This window comes from Ruegeria sp. BHSA163, from assembly GCF_059613365.1.
This window is the reverse complement of the sequence record NZ_JBXWSJ010000003.1, coordinates 25,395-40,535: the sequence shown is the minus strand read 5'-3', so window position 1 is coordinate 40,535 and position 15,141 is coordinate 25,395. Positions and strand designations below refer to the sequence as shown.

Annotated in this window: 16 protein-coding genes; 9 read left to right on the top strand and 7 right to left on the bottom strand. The window is 50.7% G+C overall.

Annotation, left to right across the window (positions count from 1 at the left end):
* Positions 1 to 2: 2 nt before the first annotated feature.
* Both AC2FNV_RS02595 and AC2FNV_RS02590 read left to right on the top strand, forming a co-directional pair.
* Positions 3 to 473, top strand: coding sequence for a TspO/MBR family protein (locus tag AC2FNV_RS02595; RefSeq protein ID WP_254442450.1), 471 nt, complete (start codon positions 3 to 5; stop codon positions 471 to 473).
* Positions 474 to 705: 232 nt separating this feature from the next.
* Positions 706 to 1,740 carry a zinc-binding dehydrogenase gene (locus tag AC2FNV_RS02590; protein ID WP_170476341.1) on the top strand — a complete coding sequence of 345 codons (1,035 nt, stop codon included), beginning with the start codon at positions 706 to 708 and terminating at the stop codon, positions 1,738 to 1,740.
* Between the two features lie 138 nt (positions 1,741 to 1,878).
* On the opposite strand, the gene AC2FNV_RS02585 is transcribed toward AC2FNV_RS02590, so the two are convergent.
* Positions 1,879 to 2,721 carry a nitroreductase family protein gene (locus AC2FNV_RS02585; RefSeq protein WP_170604116.1) on the bottom strand — a complete coding sequence of 281 codons (843 nt, stop codon included), beginning with the start codon at positions 2,719 to 2,721 and terminating at the stop codon, positions 1,879 to 1,881.
* Positions 2,722 to 2,845: 124 nt separating this feature from the next.
* Here AC2FNV_RS02585 and AC2FNV_RS02580 point away from each other — a divergent pair, with 124 nt between their 5' ends.
* Genes AC2FNV_RS02580 through AC2FNV_RS02555 form a run of 6 tightly spaced genes read left to right on the top strand, consistent with a single transcriptional unit; the run spans position 2,846 to position 7,627 of the window.
* Positions 2,846 to 3,568: a succinate dehydrogenase/fumarate reductase iron-sulfur subunit gene (locus tag AC2FNV_RS02580; protein ID WP_496772310.1), complete on the top strand. Its 723-nt coding sequence runs from the start codon at positions 2,846 to 2,848 to the stop codon at positions 3,566 to 3,568.
* On the top strand, positions 3,568 to 3,900 hold the full coding sequence (locus AC2FNV_RS02575) for a succinate dehydrogenase (RefSeq protein ID WP_170604118.1): 333 nt from the start codon (positions 3,568 to 3,570) through the stop codon (positions 3,898 to 3,900). Before AC2FNV_RS02580 ends, AC2FNV_RS02575 begins: the two co-directional genes overlap by 1 nt.
* On the top strand, positions 3,897 to 4,250 hold the full coding sequence (locus AC2FNV_RS02570; RefSeq protein WP_496772308.1) for a succinate dehydrogenase, cytochrome b556 subunit: 354 nt from the start codon (positions 3,897 to 3,899) through the stop codon (positions 4,248 to 4,250). The genes AC2FNV_RS02575 and AC2FNV_RS02570 overlap by 4 nt, the downstream gene beginning before the upstream one ends.
* Position 4,251: 1 nt before the next feature.
* Positions 4,252 to 6,012 carry an L-aspartate oxidase gene (locus AC2FNV_RS02565; RefSeq protein WP_496772307.1) on the top strand — a complete coding sequence of 587 codons (1,761 nt, stop codon included), beginning with the start codon at positions 4,252 to 4,254 and terminating at the stop codon, positions 6,010 to 6,012.
* Positions 6,009 to 6,965 carry a fumarate hydratase gene (locus AC2FNV_RS02560; protein ID WP_170476351.1) on the top strand — a complete coding sequence of 319 codons (957 nt, stop codon included), beginning with the start codon at positions 6,009 to 6,011 and terminating at the stop codon, positions 6,963 to 6,965. Before AC2FNV_RS02565 ends, AC2FNV_RS02560 begins: the two co-directional genes overlap by 4 nt.
* A complete protein-coding gene (locus AC2FNV_RS02555) occupies positions 6,962 to 7,627 on the top strand; it encodes a fumarate hydratase C-terminal domain-containing protein (protein ID WP_170604123.1) in 666 nt (221 codons plus the stop codon). Before AC2FNV_RS02560 ends, AC2FNV_RS02555 begins: the two co-directional genes overlap by 4 nt.
* Here AC2FNV_RS02555 and AC2FNV_RS02550 read toward each other — a convergent pair.
* From AC2FNV_RS02550 to AC2FNV_RS02530, 5 genes are all read right to left on the bottom strand, one after another.
* On the bottom strand, positions 7,624 to 8,250 hold the full coding sequence (locus AC2FNV_RS02550; RefSeq protein WP_170604125.1) for a glutathione S-transferase family protein: 627 nt from the start codon (positions 8,248 to 8,250) through the stop codon (positions 7,624 to 7,626). The genes AC2FNV_RS02555 and AC2FNV_RS02550 overlap by 4 nt on opposite strands.
* Before the next feature lie 44 nt (positions 8,251 to 8,294).
* Positions 8,295 to 9,038, bottom strand: coding sequence for a sulfite exporter TauE/SafE family protein (locus AC2FNV_RS02545; protein ID WP_170604127.1), 744 nt, complete (start codon positions 9,036 to 9,038; stop codon positions 8,295 to 8,297).
* The gene (locus AC2FNV_RS02540) at positions 9,035 to 9,937 is read right to left on the bottom strand and encodes a LysR family transcriptional regulator (RefSeq protein ID WP_170476357.1); all 903 of its coding nucleotides are present in this window, start codon (positions 9,935 to 9,937) and stop codon (positions 9,035 to 9,037) included. Before AC2FNV_RS02540 ends, AC2FNV_RS02545 begins: the two co-directional genes overlap by 4 nt.
* A 289-nt stretch (positions 9,938 to 10,226) precedes the next feature.
* On the bottom strand, positions 10,227 to 11,336 hold the full coding sequence (locus AC2FNV_RS02535) for an HlyD family secretion protein (RefSeq protein WP_170604131.1): 1,110 nt from the start codon (positions 11,334 to 11,336) through the stop codon (positions 10,227 to 10,229).
* Positions 11,337 to 11,573: 237 nt separating this feature from the next.
* A complete protein-coding gene (locus tag AC2FNV_RS02530; protein ID WP_170476361.1) occupies positions 11,574 to 12,461 on the bottom strand; it encodes an NAD-dependent epimerase/dehydratase family protein in 888 nt (295 codons plus the stop codon).
* 420 nt (positions 12,462 to 12,881) lie between these two features.
* Here AC2FNV_RS02530 and AC2FNV_RS02525 point away from each other — a divergent pair, with 420 nt between their 5' ends.
* Positions 12,882 to 13,352: a c-type cytochrome gene (locus tag AC2FNV_RS02525; protein ID WP_254442467.1), complete on the top strand. Its 471-nt coding sequence runs from the start codon at positions 12,882 to 12,884 to the stop codon at positions 13,350 to 13,352.
* 55 nt (positions 13,353 to 13,407) lie between these two features.
* On the opposite strand, the gene AC2FNV_RS02520 is transcribed toward AC2FNV_RS02525, so the two are convergent.
* Positions 13,408 to 15,060, bottom strand: coding sequence for a caspase family protein (locus AC2FNV_RS02520; protein ID WP_170604138.1), 1,653 nt, complete (start codon positions 15,058 to 15,060; stop codon positions 13,408 to 13,410).
* Positions 15,061 to 15,141: the final 81 nt, after the last annotated feature.

Here is a 15,141-nt window from a genome sequence, read left to right as displayed (position 1 = left end):
CGATGGGGGACAAGACGCAGATGAGTAAACTGGCGACACGCCTTGCCTTTCTTTTACTCGTCATCGGTGGAGGAATAACGGTCGGCATACTTACGGGTCCCGGAGAATGGTATGCAAACCTAAACAAGCCGGCTTTTAATCCGCCCAATTGGATATTCGGCCCGGTTTGGACCGTCCTTTACGTGCTAATCGCATTGGCAGGTTGGCGAACTTTCGAAAACAATCGTCCCTCTTTGGAAATGAAAATCTGGTGGGTTCAGCTCGGACTAAATTTTGTCTGGTCCCCCGTCTTCTTCGTCTTGCATCAACCGTGGGTAGCCCTTGGCGTAATAGTCTTGTTGTTAACAACAATTATCATATTCATACGGAGGAATTGGGTCGCGGATCGGGTTTCTGCCGTGGCATTTATACCGTATTTTTTGTGGGTCGGTTTTGCATCAATCTTGAATTTGTCAGTCGCGGTTTTGAATTGAACAGAAACTTTGCTGTCAAGAAACTTTGACGCACCGTTTGCAACCCGGCAATGGCTGCCACTGGTTAAACGAAATGGATGCGGTCCCATTTAATTGTCCCTGGGGTGAACACTCGTCGTGACTTGGGCAGGAAGTAGGCTACAGTGACCCAACTTTGGAAAGCCATCGTTCTAACAAAAAAACCAGAGTCGTTGGCTTAGGCTCCTGTAAAAAGACGATTACGAGGGAAAAAATGCGTGCCGCAGTCGTAAGAGAATTCAACCAAGACTTATCGATCGAAAATGTTCCTTCCCCAAGTTGTCCAGAAAATGGCGTAGTTCTTGAGGTCGCCGCTTGCGGGATTTGCCGATCGGATTTCCATGGATGGGTCGGAGGACATCCAAAAGTTTCCAACGGCTCAATTCTAGGGCACGAATATTGTGGAACGGTTGTCGAAGCCGGCGCAAGCGCCAAGCACAATGTCGGTGACAGGTTAATTGCCCCGTTTATTCTGGGATGCGGAGATTGTCCTGCATGCCAGACAGGCGCATCTAACACATGCGAAAAATCCGTGGTTCCAGGGTTCGGTTCGCCTGGGGCCTATGCAGAATTTGTTGCGGTTCCATTTGACCACAACCTAGTACATCTACCGGACACTCTATCCCCTGCCCTTGCAGCCGGATTAGGCTGTCGGGTCACGACAGCATGGCACGCGCTGACGGATCGTGCGAATGTTCGCGTCGGTGAATGGGTTGCTGTTCACGGGACAGGTGGGATTGGATTGTCGGCTTTGCTTTTGGCCAAAATGCTTGGCGCGCGTGTGGTCGTAGTTGATGTCGTTGATGAAAAACTCACTCATGCAAAAGGTTTAGGTGCAGACGCAATTGTAAACGCACAACGGGACAACGTTGTTCAGGCGATTCAAGATTTAACAGACGGCGGTGCTCAGGTTTCCATCGAGGCGCTAGGTATCGAGGCGACGACGAATGCTTCTGTTGAGTGTCTGGCGACACTGGGACGTCATGTCCACATTGGCATGCCTTCTGGTGACGGGATGATGAATATCAACATGCGTGCTATCTATTCAAAACAGTTGGCGTTTTATGGCACGCGGGGTATGCCATCGTGGAAATACCCCTCGCTTTTAGGTATGATCGAGCGTGGCGATGTGGACCTTAGCCCAATGCTTGACAGGGAGGTAAACCTTTCTGATGCAAGCGCAGAGCTTCGCGCAATGAGCGGACCAACACCTCCTGGCACGGCGGTGATTACGAACTTCTCAAGTTAGTATATTCGCGTATGAACTAAAAATGGTTCTTTAGTTCAAGCTCATCAAATCGGTATTGAAAGCGTCGTAACTCGAGCTTTTCCAAGACTCTCCGAAATCCGGGCTGCTCATGCCTGAGCCTCTTGCACCAAAGTTTGTTCAGTCCAATGAAAAACCCTGAGCACGGACAAACTGCCCAAAGTTACCCCGTTCAGATTGGCTATATTGACGTACTTTGTCCTCAGACCATGCGTAGTTATTACTTTCGCCAAAGATCAACGGGTAACGCTGTTTACCATAAGGTTGCGCCATTGCCCGCTCTGCATCATAGCGATCAACCTTCTCAAGAATTTTGTCCTCTTGATAACGGTCAGTGTGACATGTGGCGTTCAATGGCAGGCGCTTTGAAACCGCTGGAGCTTCTGTAGGGAAGCCAAATGCCAGCCCTGCGAAAGGGAAAACATACTCTGGAAGGCCAAGGAGCACAGAAACCTCTGCAGCCTTATTGCGGACCGCACTAATCGGACAGCACCCAAGGCCAAGTGCCTCGGCAGCGGTTACAAAGGCGCCCAGTGCGATTGCGGCATCACCTGTTGCATTGAAGAACGCGTCGAGGTGATCGTTGGCAAATGGGATTCCGCGTCGTTCGTGCAAAAGCCTTTGGCGGCGGTTATTGCCACAAAAAACGGCCATCATCGGTGCCTCGGCCACCCAATCCTGATCCTCTATAAGGTCCACAAGACTCCTTCGAACGATCGGAGACTTTAGCAGCACGATATCGCGTTGCTGCAAATCGCTTTTGGTTGGCGCCGCAAGAGCGACCGCGCACAACATTTCCACCCACCCATCTGGCACGGTTTTGTCTAAAAACGTCCTGCACGAACCACGTGCCGCCATCGAGTCAATAAGATTGCCATGCGGTTCGGTTCCATCAAGCCTAGGCGCATCGCTGAACCGGTAATCAAGCAATTGCTGCAGTCCGAGATTTGTTTCGTTTTTCATGACTTCAATTCTTGTCTATTTCCCATGCAAGCTCTGCTAACAAAAACCGAAAGAAAAATTCGCGGTTATTGAGCTCGGCCATCCAGTATAGTGACAGTGAACCTTTTGGAAGGCATCCCAATCAGTGACTGAACAAACCATCAAGGCAACAATCGAGCGCGGCCCGAATGCTCAGGGTTCTCAGACGAAATTTGATGTGCCGGCTTACGACAATCAAACCGTTTTGGATGTAGTTTCATGGATACAACAAAATATTGATCCGACCCTCAGTTATCGCTTTGCTTGCAGGGTCGGGATGTGTGGTAGCTGTGCTATGATGGTTAACGGTGTCCCGCGCTGGACATGCAGAACGCATATTTCCAAAGTGCTGGTCGGGAACGAGGTTACGATAGCTCCGCTCCGAAATCTGCCAGTTGTCAAAGATCTTGTGGTCGACATGGACGCTTTCTTTGACAAATGGATAACGGCAGAAGGTTTGCACCACGGAGCGCTGACCCGCGAAGACCCGATTGCAAAGGTTGACCCCACATCCTCTGCCAGAGTTGCATCGGATGCGGGGGTTGAATGCATCAATTGCGCGGTCTGCTATGCTGCATGCGACACGGTTTCAGTCAATCAAGAATACCTAGGCCCAGCGGCTCTGCAACGCGCATGGACGTTGTTGAATGACACCAAGGACAACGGGCGGGAAAAAATCCTTGATGCGGTGACAGGAGCCGGAGGATGCCAAAATTGTCACTCAATGGGTTCGTGCACAGCTTACTGCCCGAACGAGCTTGACCCGATGTCCGCAATTGCAGGGCTAAAGAGGGAAAGCGCCAAGTCATTTTTCAGAAAGGGTCGTTGATGCTCAGCATGCGTCTTTACATGCTTCAGAGAATTACCGCTGTAGCAATGGCGCCTTTGGTTCTAGGGCACCTGTTAGTGATGATATACGCCGTACAAGGAGGGTTAAGCACAGCCGAAATTCTGGGGCGAACCAAAGGGTCGTTTTTTTGGTTCCTGTTCTATGGCACCTTTGTACTTGCCGCCTCGATCCACGGTGCCATTGGATTGCGAACGATCGTCTCTGAATGGGCGGGACTAAAAGGCTTGGCTTTGAACTGCTTTGGTTGGCTGACATACGTGGGACTTTTTGTATTGGGAGCGCGCGCCGTTTGGGCGGTGACTTTCGCATGAAGGCGTCCAAGAGCATCACGCCGCGTGCGCATCCTCTCTGGCTCGCTTACGCCCTGCACAGGTTATCGGGGTTGGGTTTAGCTTTGTTCCTACCCTTGCATTTTTGGGTATTGGCACTGGCTGTGACAAATCCCGGGCAGCTGGACAGGTTTTTGCAGCTCACGGATTCTGGGATTGTAAAGCTGGCAGAATTCGGATTGGTGTTTCTGCTTGCTGTCCACTTTTTCGGCGGCTTGCGGCTGATCGCGCTGGAATGGTTACCTTGGACCGCACCACAAAAATCCTTGGCTGCAGGTGCCGCTGCTGTTTCGTTCATGGTTGCAACACTATTCCTTTTGAAGGCTATCTAACATGCGTGTTTCCGAAATCGAAAGACACGACACAGATATACTGATCCTTGGCACCGGCGGCGCGGGCCTCTTTGCTGCGTTGCACGCAAAGCAAACCGCGCCCGAGGCTACAAAAATAACCATCGCTGTCAAGGGGTTAATCGGCAAGTGCGGTTGCACAAGGATGGTACAGGGCGGTTACAACGTTGCCTTGGGCGGCGGCGACACGGTCGAGCGTCACTTTATGGATACTATCAACGGCGGCAAATGGTTGCCCAATCAAGACATGGCTTGGCGGTTGTGCGAGCAGGCCGTTGTGCGAATACGGGAGCTGGAAAACGAGGTTGGCTGTTTCTTTGACCGCAACGCAGACGGCTCGTTGCACCAAAAGGCTTTCGCTGGACAAACAGCGGATCGCACCGTTCACAAGGGGGATCTGACCGGCATCGAGATCATTAATCGGTTGATGGAAAAAGTTCTCGCTTCCGGCGTAGAAAAACTGCAGGAGCACCGCGCCGTTGGGCTGATACCAACGAAAGACGGTGCGGCACTTGCAGGTGTTCTAATGATCGATATGCGCACTGGCGCATTTCGTTTCGTGCGCGCCAAGACTGTCTTGATGGCTACAGGCGGCGGGCCGACAATGTACAAGTACCATACGCCGTCTGGTGACAAAACGATGGACGGGTTGGCCATGGCGTTACGCGCAGGCCTCAAACTGCGGGATATGGAAATGGTGCAGTTTCACCCGACGGGCCTGTTGGCCGGCGATCACACGCGAATGACCGGTACCGTTCTTGAAGAAGGCTTGCGAGGTGCTGGCGGTCAATTGGTCAACCATGCGGGTCAACGGTTCATGTTTGACTACGATGCCAATGGCGAACGTGCGACCCGCGATATTGTAAGTCGCGGCATTTATGCTGAGATGCGAAAGAACAATAACCCGGACCAAGAAGGCGTATTTATTTCCATGTCGCACCTTGGCCCCGAGAACGTGCGCCAGAAATTCAAAGGGATGGTCAAGCGCTGTGCCGACAGTGGCTTTGATCTGGCGGCAGGAAAGGTCGAAGTCGTGCCGACAGCGCATTACTTCATGGGTGGTGTCGTGGTCGACGTTGACACGCGCACCGCAATGGAGGGGCTTTACGTAGCTGGTGAAGACGCAGGCGGAGCGCATGGTTCAAACCGTCTGGGTGGTAACGGAGTTGCCAACTCAACGGTTTATGGCGGCATAGCTGGCGACACTATGGGTGTAGATGTAAAGAAACACGTATATTTTCGCGATCCTGATAATGATGTCCTCGCCGCGGAATTGGATCGTGCGGTTTATCCCCTCCGTCAGAAACCTGATCTGATCATGCCATTGCGCCGTAAACTGCAAGATTGCATGTGGGACAATGTGGGTGTGATGCGTACCGAAGCCGGGATGAAGCAAGGGTTGGGAGGAATTGCGCAAGTTTCAGCAGAGTTGATGACCATCGGGGTAGACGGAAGTAATCTGGCGTTTAACTTAATGTGGCACGATTGGCTAAACCTTCGATCCTTGTGTGATATATCTGAGGTTATAACCAAAGCCGGCCTTGCCCGCCAAAATTCCAGAGGCGCTCACTACAGGGAAGACTTTCCTGAGCCCGGCGCGATGGAGGACAGTGAGTTCACTGTAGCACAGATGCAAAACGGAAACGTCTCTGTGATGCGTGAACCCGTTGAATTTACTATAGTAAAACCGGGTGAGACAGTTTTGCCTGCAGATGCACCCGAAACCTTGGTGGCGACGCAATGATACCGATAAAGCTTATCCAAGAAACCGCGGAAACCCTTATGGACAAGGCCGCGATTGAGATTCCGCAAGATTATCTTGACGGACTGCAAGAGGCCGCGAGGACAGAGGACGGCGATCTGTCATCCTTCGTATTAAAGGCCATGCTCGACAACTATGAGGCAGCAAAAGAAGACCGCCGTGCGATGTGCGGTGATACCGGCGTTCCACGCTGGTTTGTAAAGTTAGGCAATGAGGCCCGGGTCGAGGGGGGAATGGTTGCGCTTGAAACTGCGCTCCGCCGCGCGACGGCCAACGCGACGAATGGCGTTCCTCTTAGGCCCAATCGTGTCCACCCTCTTTGGCGAACAGATCACGATAACAACGTCGGTATCGGTGCTCCCGAAATCGAATATGGTTTTGAACCGGGGGGGGATTGGATCGACCTGATCACCGTGCACAAAGGTGGCCTTTTTGGAACGGATTACAGGATGCTATTTCCATCGGATGGCATTCAGGGGATCAAACGTTTCTATCTCGATAGTCTGATGGCATTCGGTAAGCGTGGACTGGCTTGCCAGCCGGCGATCATTGGAATCGGACTGGGGGGTTCAAAAGATATTTGCATGACTTTGGGCAAGCGCGCCTCGACACTGCGCGTCGTCGGATCGCGAAACTCTGACCCTGAAATCGCCAAGATGGAGGACGAGTTCAAGCACTTAGGCAATTCCATTGGTATGGGTGCGATGGGCTTTGTCGGAAAAAACATGGTGATAGATTGTAATATCGAGGTCGGGTACTGCCACACGGGCGGCATGCCAATGTCCGTGCATGCCTTTTGCTTGTCATCCCGTCGCGCAGTTGCTCGTGTTTACGCAGATGGGCGCGTGGAACATCGAACGGATCCCGACTGGTTCACAGATTATCAGCGTCGGGAAACGATCGATTGGGAACCAATGCATGAGGCCGCAGAATGAGCCCACGAGAAATCCACCTATCAACCACCCCGACCCCCGAAGCTATCGCAGGACTGCAATTAGGCGACGTCGTATATCTGGACGGCCTGATGTACACCGCTCGCGAAGGCGTTTACATGCGCGCGCTGGAAGAAAAGGCCAACATCCCTATGGAGTTGCCCAGCCAGTCGGCAGCAAATTTCCATTGTTCACCGGCCGCCAGAATTAATGCAGACGGTTCTTTCGATATGGGGGCCGTGACAGCAACTGCTTCATTCCGCTTTGCCAAATGGCTGCCAGAGTGGATGGCGAAAACCGGAGCAAAGTTAATTGTCGGCAAAGGCGGCATGACCTCAAGGGATTATAAAGATTACTTCGTACCGAACGGCGCGGTTTATCTTTCCACAGTCGGTTACGGTACTGGCGCATTGTTGGGTCGAGGAGTCGAGAATGTAGAGGCCGTGCATTGGAACGAAGAACTTGGACTTGCCCAAGCAATGTGGGTAATCAAATGCAACAAAATGGGTCCTTTCATTGTCGCCTCTAACCTCAACGGGGAATGCTTGTTTGAAAGGGAGAACGCTAAGATCGCCGAAAACGTGGCGCGCGTTTACGAAGGCACCAAGCCCGCCGTTCTAAAGCGCTATGGCGAGAGTGACGACCGGACAGACGAGGTGATTTAGAAACCTTCGATTTCGTGCTCGGCAAGAACCTTTTGCGTCGCTGACCTTGCACACATTTCTTTCGCGTGCGCCTGAAGGCGGCGTAAACCGACCGACGATTCATGAACCCCGCGAAGCCAACCCTGAAGTAAGAACAAATAAGGGTCGCAGAAACTGTATCGTGATCCCAATGCCCACGGTGACAACGGCAATGTCGCCTCCAAAAACTCCGCGCATTCACGTAAGTTTTGGGGTGCTTTGTCTTTCATATCCCGAATTGAGCTTTGTTGGTCCGCCCACCTTTTCCCTCTTTTGTGATGAGCGAAAGCAACATGCACCGTTGAGCATAAATAGGCGCACAGTGATCTGGCTTGTGCCTGCACAAAAGCGCCGTCCGGCAGAAAACCAAAGTCCCGATGAATTGCCGCTATGTATTCGAGAATGGCAGGATTTTCAGTGACAATTCCTTTGGAGGTTTCCAAAACTGGTAGGCGACCTTTTTGGTTGAGCTTAAGGAACGGTTCAGAAAGATGCTCTCCGTCGGAAATTGAAATCTCGACCGCTTGATAATTCGCTCTGACTTCCTCTAGCAAAATATGGGCAGCCAGCGCAGACGAACCTTTTGAATAATAAAACTTCAACATCTTCTGCGCCTCTCTAATAAAAGGAATAACCGCCAATGGCAGGGCTATAAGATCTCGCTCGCTAAAATTCCCAATCCCATCAGTAGTGTAAGAATAATTAGCAGCCGCCGAAAACCAGTATCGCTTAGCTGGTGAAATACTGCGATGCCAATCTGGGCCGCTATCAACCCACAGGGAACCGTTATTAGTAACGCCGTTAAAGCGATGTCGTCATAGGCACCTCTGAAAAAAAGAAGACTGACGGTCGTGGTCAAAATAGCCACGTTATAAGGTTGTAAAACCGCGCGTGTTTCTGCCTTGGTCCAAGGCCGCAGGGATAGCCACATTGCCGGGAAAGCACCCGAGACTGACGCGGCACCGCCAAGCACTCCGCCGACAAGCCCTATCAGCGAGTCGATCCACGGTGTCGTACGCGTGAAAGCTGGTAAAGACGCGCGGAACCCAAAATAGCTGCCATAAAGAATAAGCATTACCGCGATTGCGATCCGCAATGCCCCAGCATCGATAACCACAAGCAATGAAAGGCCGAGTGGTACACCCAAAAGCCCCGGCATCAAAAACCGGAATAGCCTTCGCGGTTGCGCAAAAATTTCGTGGCGAACGATCCAAAGACCCTGCAAACCAGCCAAAACCGACATCAATGCAACGATAGCAACGGCCCTAATCGGGTCGAGAACCATTAGGTAAAACCCTAGCGCGAAGAGGGCAGTGCCAGAACCTGATAATCCGTTGATAAACCCGCCTGCAAAAGCACCCATCAGAAGGTAGACGACAAATTCTGCACTCATAAGTTCTCGATCGGTTTGTTTCGTGAAGCTATGCTAATGACCTTTGTCAGCGCCCGAAAAAGTTCATCAAGCGCCTGCATCTTTAGCTGGTTTTCCTGATGCACAAAACCGAGCGTTCTGAAGGGAGCATCTGAACCAAGATTCAAACGTTTTACGGGAACCGCGTCCTGCGGCTTGACAGCAAGATCCGGGACGATCGAAACGCCAAGGTTTGCGTGAACCATGCTGGAAATTGCTTCTGGGCTATCCAATTCCATGGTCTCATTGACTTGAATGCGATGCGCCATAATCCAGTTTTCGATAAGCGTTCCGACAACTGCGGTGCGGTCAAAGCGGATAAAGGGGCGTATTTTCAACAGCTCTACAGGATCTTCGATTGGCTCTTCTATTGCAGCTATCAGCTGCATCGGTTCACGGGCTAACTCGCGAAAAACAACGCCTGCTGGCAACAGATGCGGCTTGGACGTGATCGCAGCATCAAGATTTCCACGTTCAACTTCGGCAAGCAACGAACTGGTCAACCCGGGGCGAATATGCAAGCCAATATACGGGTAGTTTGACTTAAGCTCCGCCATTGCCCTTGGTGTTAAACCAGTCAAAGTGGTGCGAAGTACCCCCAAAGAAATGGTGCCACTCAATCCGCCGTCATTTAATACAGAAGGCACCAAGTTGTCATAGTCAGATATTAAGTTTCGAGCCTTAACAACAATCTGACGGGCAATTGGGGTTAATTGCGGTGTTCTGGTATCCCGGTTGAACAGCTCGACCCCAAGATCAGATTCCAAGGCCTGCATTTGCTGACTAACAGCTGCATGCGTCACGTGCACAATGTCTGCGGCTGCGCTAAACGTTTCCGCTTCTGCAATTGCGACCAATGTACGAAGCCTTCGGATAGTCATTTTTCGCGCCCAAGTTTAAGAAAAACTGTCTATAAAGAATCTCGATTAAGATAAATGTTAATGAATGCTTACAAACGAAGCCATTGGTAAAAATTTTAATCCACCAGTACGGTTTTTTTCGGCTTAAATTCCCAACCTTTCAGGACTAGGCCACTAAGAAGTGTCCAATTTACAGCGAGCCTTGCTTGAACGTTCGAACCTATGGCGGTCGAACTAAAGGTTAGGGTTTGCGACAAAAAAGAGTATCTTAGGTGCGAATAGAGCCTCGCACTCCCAGTCGACTGAGGTATCACAAGTAATTCAGTTTCTTTGTGACCCAGAAGAGTATCTCGGCAAGAATACCAATTGCACCGGCCTTTTCAGTCATCACAAGTGCCGTACCAGACGTTCCAAAAGGCAATGCTTTCAGCGTAACGTTATCGGGCAATTCAACCAACACAGGATAGCTGGAAATTCCGGCAAGTTCCCGGATCGACGGCAGGCCAGTCCGCAAGTCGATCGTCCCCTCTGAGAAACCAACTGGCATTGCTGTAATCGTGCCGACCAATTCAGTCCCCGGCTGAGTACGCAGCGCAAGACGGATTTCATCGCCGACATCAACATTGCCCAAGCTTGACTGTGGTAGCGAAGCGACAAGGGCAAAGTCAGCCGGGTCAATAAATGTTATAGCTGCCTGAAGCGTCGTCGCGCGATTTCCGGGGCGCAAAGTAACCGCGCTGACAAGACCGTCGCCAGGCGCACGGACTTCTGTCTGTTCAAGGTTCCATTTGGCCTGCTCCAGCGCCTTTTCCGCTTCAACGACTTCAGCGTCCCGTCCGTCGATCGTTGCGGAAATCCGGCGTTCCAGTCCCGCTTTACGAGCTTCCGCAGCACGAATGCCGGCGGAAAGCTGGTCAATGGTGGCAACGGCTTCTTGAAGTTGAAAGGTCGTCGAAGCGCCTCTTTCCTCTAATTCTATTATGTCATCACGCCTTTGCTCTCCGAATAGAAGCTGCACATTGAGTGAATCGATTTCCGCTTCTGCCGCAGCAAGATCTGTTATCAACTTGTCCGCCGAAGACTTTGCAGTTTCAAGTGATGCCTCAAGTCGCGACACTTCGGCGGCAAAAATTTCAGGATCAATTTTGAATAGAAGATCACCCTCGCTGACAGATTGATTGGCTTCGACTGCAACTTCAATGACTGTGCCCGAAACATTTGGAGCAATATTTGTCTCGATGCCTTGCACCGAAACTGGTCCCGTTGGCGTTGTGTGATTCAAGGCACCAACAACAACGAGCGCAATCACTGCGGCACCTCCGTAGGCTACGGACTTCCAAAAACCATTCCACGGTAGGAGCTTCAGTTTTGCAAATAGCAACCAGATAAGACCGAAATAGAGGCCAAGCACTATCAGCATCGATCAACCTCGCAATATTTGCTTCAACCTGGAGCGGTGAAAGAACCCTCAACCGCTAATAAGTTCGAACTATGCATTAACACACGGCAAATTGGAAACTTTTCAAGGGAGTTCTCATGAACCTGCGTTGGCCCTTCAAAAGGCCCCCAAATGGCGAGTTGAGAACAAGGACGCCACATTGAGAAAACTGTCTGTGCCCAATCGATTACAATCGAAAATATTGATGGTCGGAAATACCTATTTTCCCAATATCTGACGCCAACTGTATTTTGGTTCAAATCCGACTAAATCCTTGGCCTTCTTATTTGAGTAAAAAGTCTCAGAAGACCCCATCGGTTTTACCGGAACATCTTTATAAAAGGATTCGATCAAGTCACTGGTCGGAACATCGACTGAATGATCGTCGTTTGATACATTGAATATTTGATAACCCAGACCATCAGTCTTTAAGCAACACTCAACCATGTGACCAAGGTCGCGGGCGTCGATATAGGCAAAAATGTTCCTGCGTCGCACTTCTGGGTTAGCAATATAATGTGGAAAGTCGCGTTCGTATTCGTGTGGCTCGATTACGTTGTTTATCCGCAGCCCATATATATCAAATCCGGAACGGCACTGAAAACTTCGTGCTGTTACTTCGTTAACGACCTTTGACATTGCATAACTGTCTTCGGGAACAACCGGATGTTCTTCGTCGACTGGCAAGTATTCCGGTTTGCGTTCGCCGTCAGCAAAACAAACGCCATAGGTGGTTTCCGACGAGGCAAATACGATCTTACGGACACCAAATTTTACCGCCGCATCTATCATATTGTAAGTACTCAACGTGTTTACTCGATAGCATTCATTGTCCGACGTCATCAGTAGACGGGGCACCGCCGCGAAATGCACGACAGCATCGTACGACGGAACACCTGTACCGGCTTCCAACTCATCGTATCCCGCATAGGCGCCCATAATGTCGTACACTTGGCCCGCGTCGGTGATGTCGGCCAAACGGTCGCTGACTCCCGGGTGGTTCAGGGGCACTTTATCGACGTTTACGACACGGTGGCCCTGAGCAGCGAGATAGGCGACAGCATGCCGCCCTGCTTTGCCCGATCCGCCGGTAAATAAAATGCGCATTGGAGCCCCCTTAACTATGCCTTGTGCGGAATACCTGATTTGTCCGCCCAACTATTAATTCAATAAATCCCTTGAAAAGGTAAAGCCACCTGAATAGCGAAAATTTGCAGACAAAGGAGATGATCACAGCCTGGATGAAAAAACCACTCTGAACCCGTTTTTAGCGTCGCGCGAGAGTTATGTGATCCACATCAAGGCGACTTGCGAATAAAAGCCCCAATAAGTGAATGTTAAGTGGTAAAATCGCTTAAATCGAGCTGTTTACAGTCGGCAGCCAAAGACTTTTCGGGATGACAGAATGGCTTTTGTTAAAGGTCCAAGACACAATCAGCAGGATATCAATTCAGGCTCTTCTGTGCTGGCGATGTTAACGCGAAGCAGATCACCAATTCTGCAGCGGCCTAATGATTGGTGCAAAACATGAAAAGAACCTGTCAGATTTTTTCACAAATGGCTGACGTTTTAAGATTATTTGGCAACGCGGTTGTTCTATACGTGTGCTTGATCGCCTCCCAGTCTTTTGCAGAAACAGATTCTACTCAAGGCAAAACCCTGTACATAGATTTCTGTGCCAGATGCCACGGTCTCGATGCCGGCGGAAATGGTCCTGACGCCGCCGATCTAGAAACCCAACCCTTGGATTTGAAAAAAATAGCCGATCGCAGAAACGGTGTTTGGCCAATGCTTGAGGTAATGTCAATTTTGGACGGCTATTTGAAATCCACCAACCCGCGCGATGATATGCCTGTTATCACTGAGTTAAATGAAGGTCCAACTATAGAGTTTGATACTGGGAACGGTTTGGTTACGTCAGTTCCTGCCAAGCTTGTAGCGTTGACTGAATACTTGGAAGCCATCCAATCTCCAAAACCCGAGAGTTACGTACCCTGAAGGTCGCTCAGGCAAGCGCTCAGCAACTAACGGCCAGCGAACATATTTAGAGGCGTCAGTTCGCTCGGCGGATTAAAAAATTCAGAAAGAACTGACCGTCAATTCGGCGGGGTTCGTAGACCAACCTTCGACCCGGCTCCAAGCCTTGGGGTAGTTTGACATCAATTCGAACTTTGTAAGGCGTCACAGGTGGGCCAAAATGCGAACTGAGGGTGAAACGCAGGTTCAATTGGCCGTCATCGTCAAATGAACCTTTAAAGTCCTTAAACCAGGGCCCTCCTCCGGTGAACGCCTGAGCCGAAACCAAAGTCAACCTGTTTCCATTCCGATTAATCCTCATCGAGGCCAGCGGTTCAACTTTACCGGGGTAATAGGCCGAGTCTGGGCGGTTTGTCGTTTGCCAATAATCGTCGTCCCATCGACGCCTAATCGAAATTACATAATCTCCGTCAAAGGTCCTCGGTACCGCTGTGGGAACCTCCGCACAAACGCGCCCGTTTTCCTTTCTGAGAGCTGAGAGTGTTTCCTGCGTTTCCCAGCCATCGGCACGTAGCCCAAGATTCTTTCTCGCACTGCGATACCTCGAAAATGCCGATCTGGTGCGAGGCCCCGCCACGCCATCTGCTGCGCCAGCGCTGCATCCAACGCGGTTCAGCTCGGTCTGAATATCACGAATTAGGCTACGAGTTTGCTCGGCATTGTCTTTCTCCGTCGGTGGTGGCACCAAAGCTATTTCTTGCGAATTTCCGTCATCGTCTGAAAACGTCTTGGGCTGAACTTTTGCAAATAGGTCATCCCTCATAGAAAGGGCAAGCGCTACTGCAAAATGCTCATTTTGATTTTCATAACGCTTCAGAAATGCATCAATAGCTTCCAGTGTGGCAACCGATCGCGCCAACTCGAAGTCCGAATAAATCTGACTGGAGAGGCTCTCAGATACGCTTTGGTCAGGCCGCACTTCTGCGGCGGTCGGAACAAGAAAAATGTCTTCGCTGGGCAGAGAGCCGTAAGTGAATGGTTCCTGATATCCATCCGTCAGTTGATAAACAGTGTCCCGCACCTTGCGAAACATCTTGCCAAGTTCCAATCCGGGTTCCTCGATGTGTCTCAGCAATGCTGTAGCATAAGGGCTGTTACGTCCCTCGCCGTCCAGCGCCAAAGTTCCCCCTTTCGCCGCATAGCTTACCAAAACACCACTTGGATCAATTTGGCCCAGTCCCCGCTCAATGGACCTTGTTCCTGCCTCTCTTTGCATTGAAATGAGGAATGGATTGTTCCTACAGGCGTCAATCAGAACAAGTTTAAGCCCCTTGGCGGTCGAAATAGAACTGATGACAGCGTCCAATCTGATCGCTTCGAATTCGACATCCTGATCGCTTCGAAGCTCAGAATTTACAGGGATGAGGAAGTTGTTATTGTCGATTTCTATTCCGTGGCCGGCGAAATAAATAACGGCCATTTCCGCATCTCTTGCGTCTCTACTAAAGTCCCGTAGCGCAAGGCGCATTCCCCGATAATCCAGATTCTGGCTTTCCCAAACTTTGAAACCAATCCTTGCAAGAGCATCGGCAAGGTCTGCGGCGTCATTACCTGCATTCGGCAGATTTGCGACATGATCATATTTGGCGTTTCCGATGACCAGCGCGACTCGCTCGGTTCCAGCTGCGGCAATTACTGAACACGCAAACCACGCCGCAAAGAAAGCCAAAGTTAAAATCAGTCTACGCAAAAGCCAGAACGAACCGAAAACCAATTTACCCCCGGGGAAACCCAAATTGTCTCTTGTTCA

Bases quoted from the DNA above. Each gene is read 5' to 3' on its own strand.
- AC2FNV_RS02590 (WP_170476341.1), top strand. From the start codon at position 706: ATGCGTGCCGCAGTCGTAAGAGAATTCAACCAAGACTTATCGATCGAA.
- AC2FNV_RS02570 (WP_496772308.1), top strand. From the start codon at position 3,897: ATGAAGGCGTCCAAGAGCATCACGCCGCGTGCGCATCCTCTCTGGCTC.
- AC2FNV_RS02540 (WP_170476357.1), bottom strand. From the start codon at position 9,937: ATGACTATCCGAAGGCTTCGTACATTGGTCGCAATTGCAGAAGCGGAA.
- AC2FNV_RS02560 (WP_170476351.1), top strand. From the start codon at position 6,009: ATGATACCGATAAAGCTTATCCAAGAAACCGCGGAAACCCTTATGGAC.
- AC2FNV_RS02575 (WP_170604118.1), top strand. From the start codon at position 3,568: ATGCTCAGCATGCGTCTTTACATGCTTCAGAGAATTACCGCTGTAGCA.
- AC2FNV_RS02595 (WP_254442450.1), top strand. From the start codon at position 3: ATGGGGGACAAGACGCAGATGAGTAAACTGGCGACACGCCTTGCCTTT.
- AC2FNV_RS02545 (WP_170604127.1), bottom strand. From the start codon at position 9,038: ATGAGTGCAGAATTTGTCGTCTACCTTCTGATGGGTGCTTTTGCAGGC.
- AC2FNV_RS02565 (WP_496772307.1), top strand. From the start codon at position 4,252: ATGCGTGTTTCCGAAATCGAAAGACACGACACAGATATACTGATCCTT.
- AC2FNV_RS02530 (WP_170476361.1), bottom strand. From the start codon at position 12,461: ATGCGCATTTTATTTACCGGCGGATCGGGCAAAGCAGGGCGGCATGCT.
- AC2FNV_RS02535 (WP_170604131.1), bottom strand. From the start codon at position 11,336: ATGCTGATAGTGCTTGGCCTCTATTTCGGTCTTATCTGGTTGCTATTT.
- AC2FNV_RS02555 (WP_170604123.1), top strand. From the start codon at position 6,962: ATGAGCCCACGAGAAATCCACCTATCAACCACCCCGACCCCCGAAGCT.
- AC2FNV_RS02550 (WP_170604125.1), bottom strand. From the start codon at position 8,250: ATGTTGAAGTTTTATTATTCAAAAGGTTCGTCTGCGCTGGCTGCCCAT.
- AC2FNV_RS02585 (WP_170604116.1), bottom strand. From the start codon at position 2,721: ATGAAAAACGAAACAAATCTCGGACTGCAGCAATTGCTTGATTACCGG.
- AC2FNV_RS02525 (WP_254442467.1), top strand. From the start codon at position 12,882: ATGAAAAGAACCTGTCAGATTTTTTCACAAATGGCTGACGTTTTAAGA.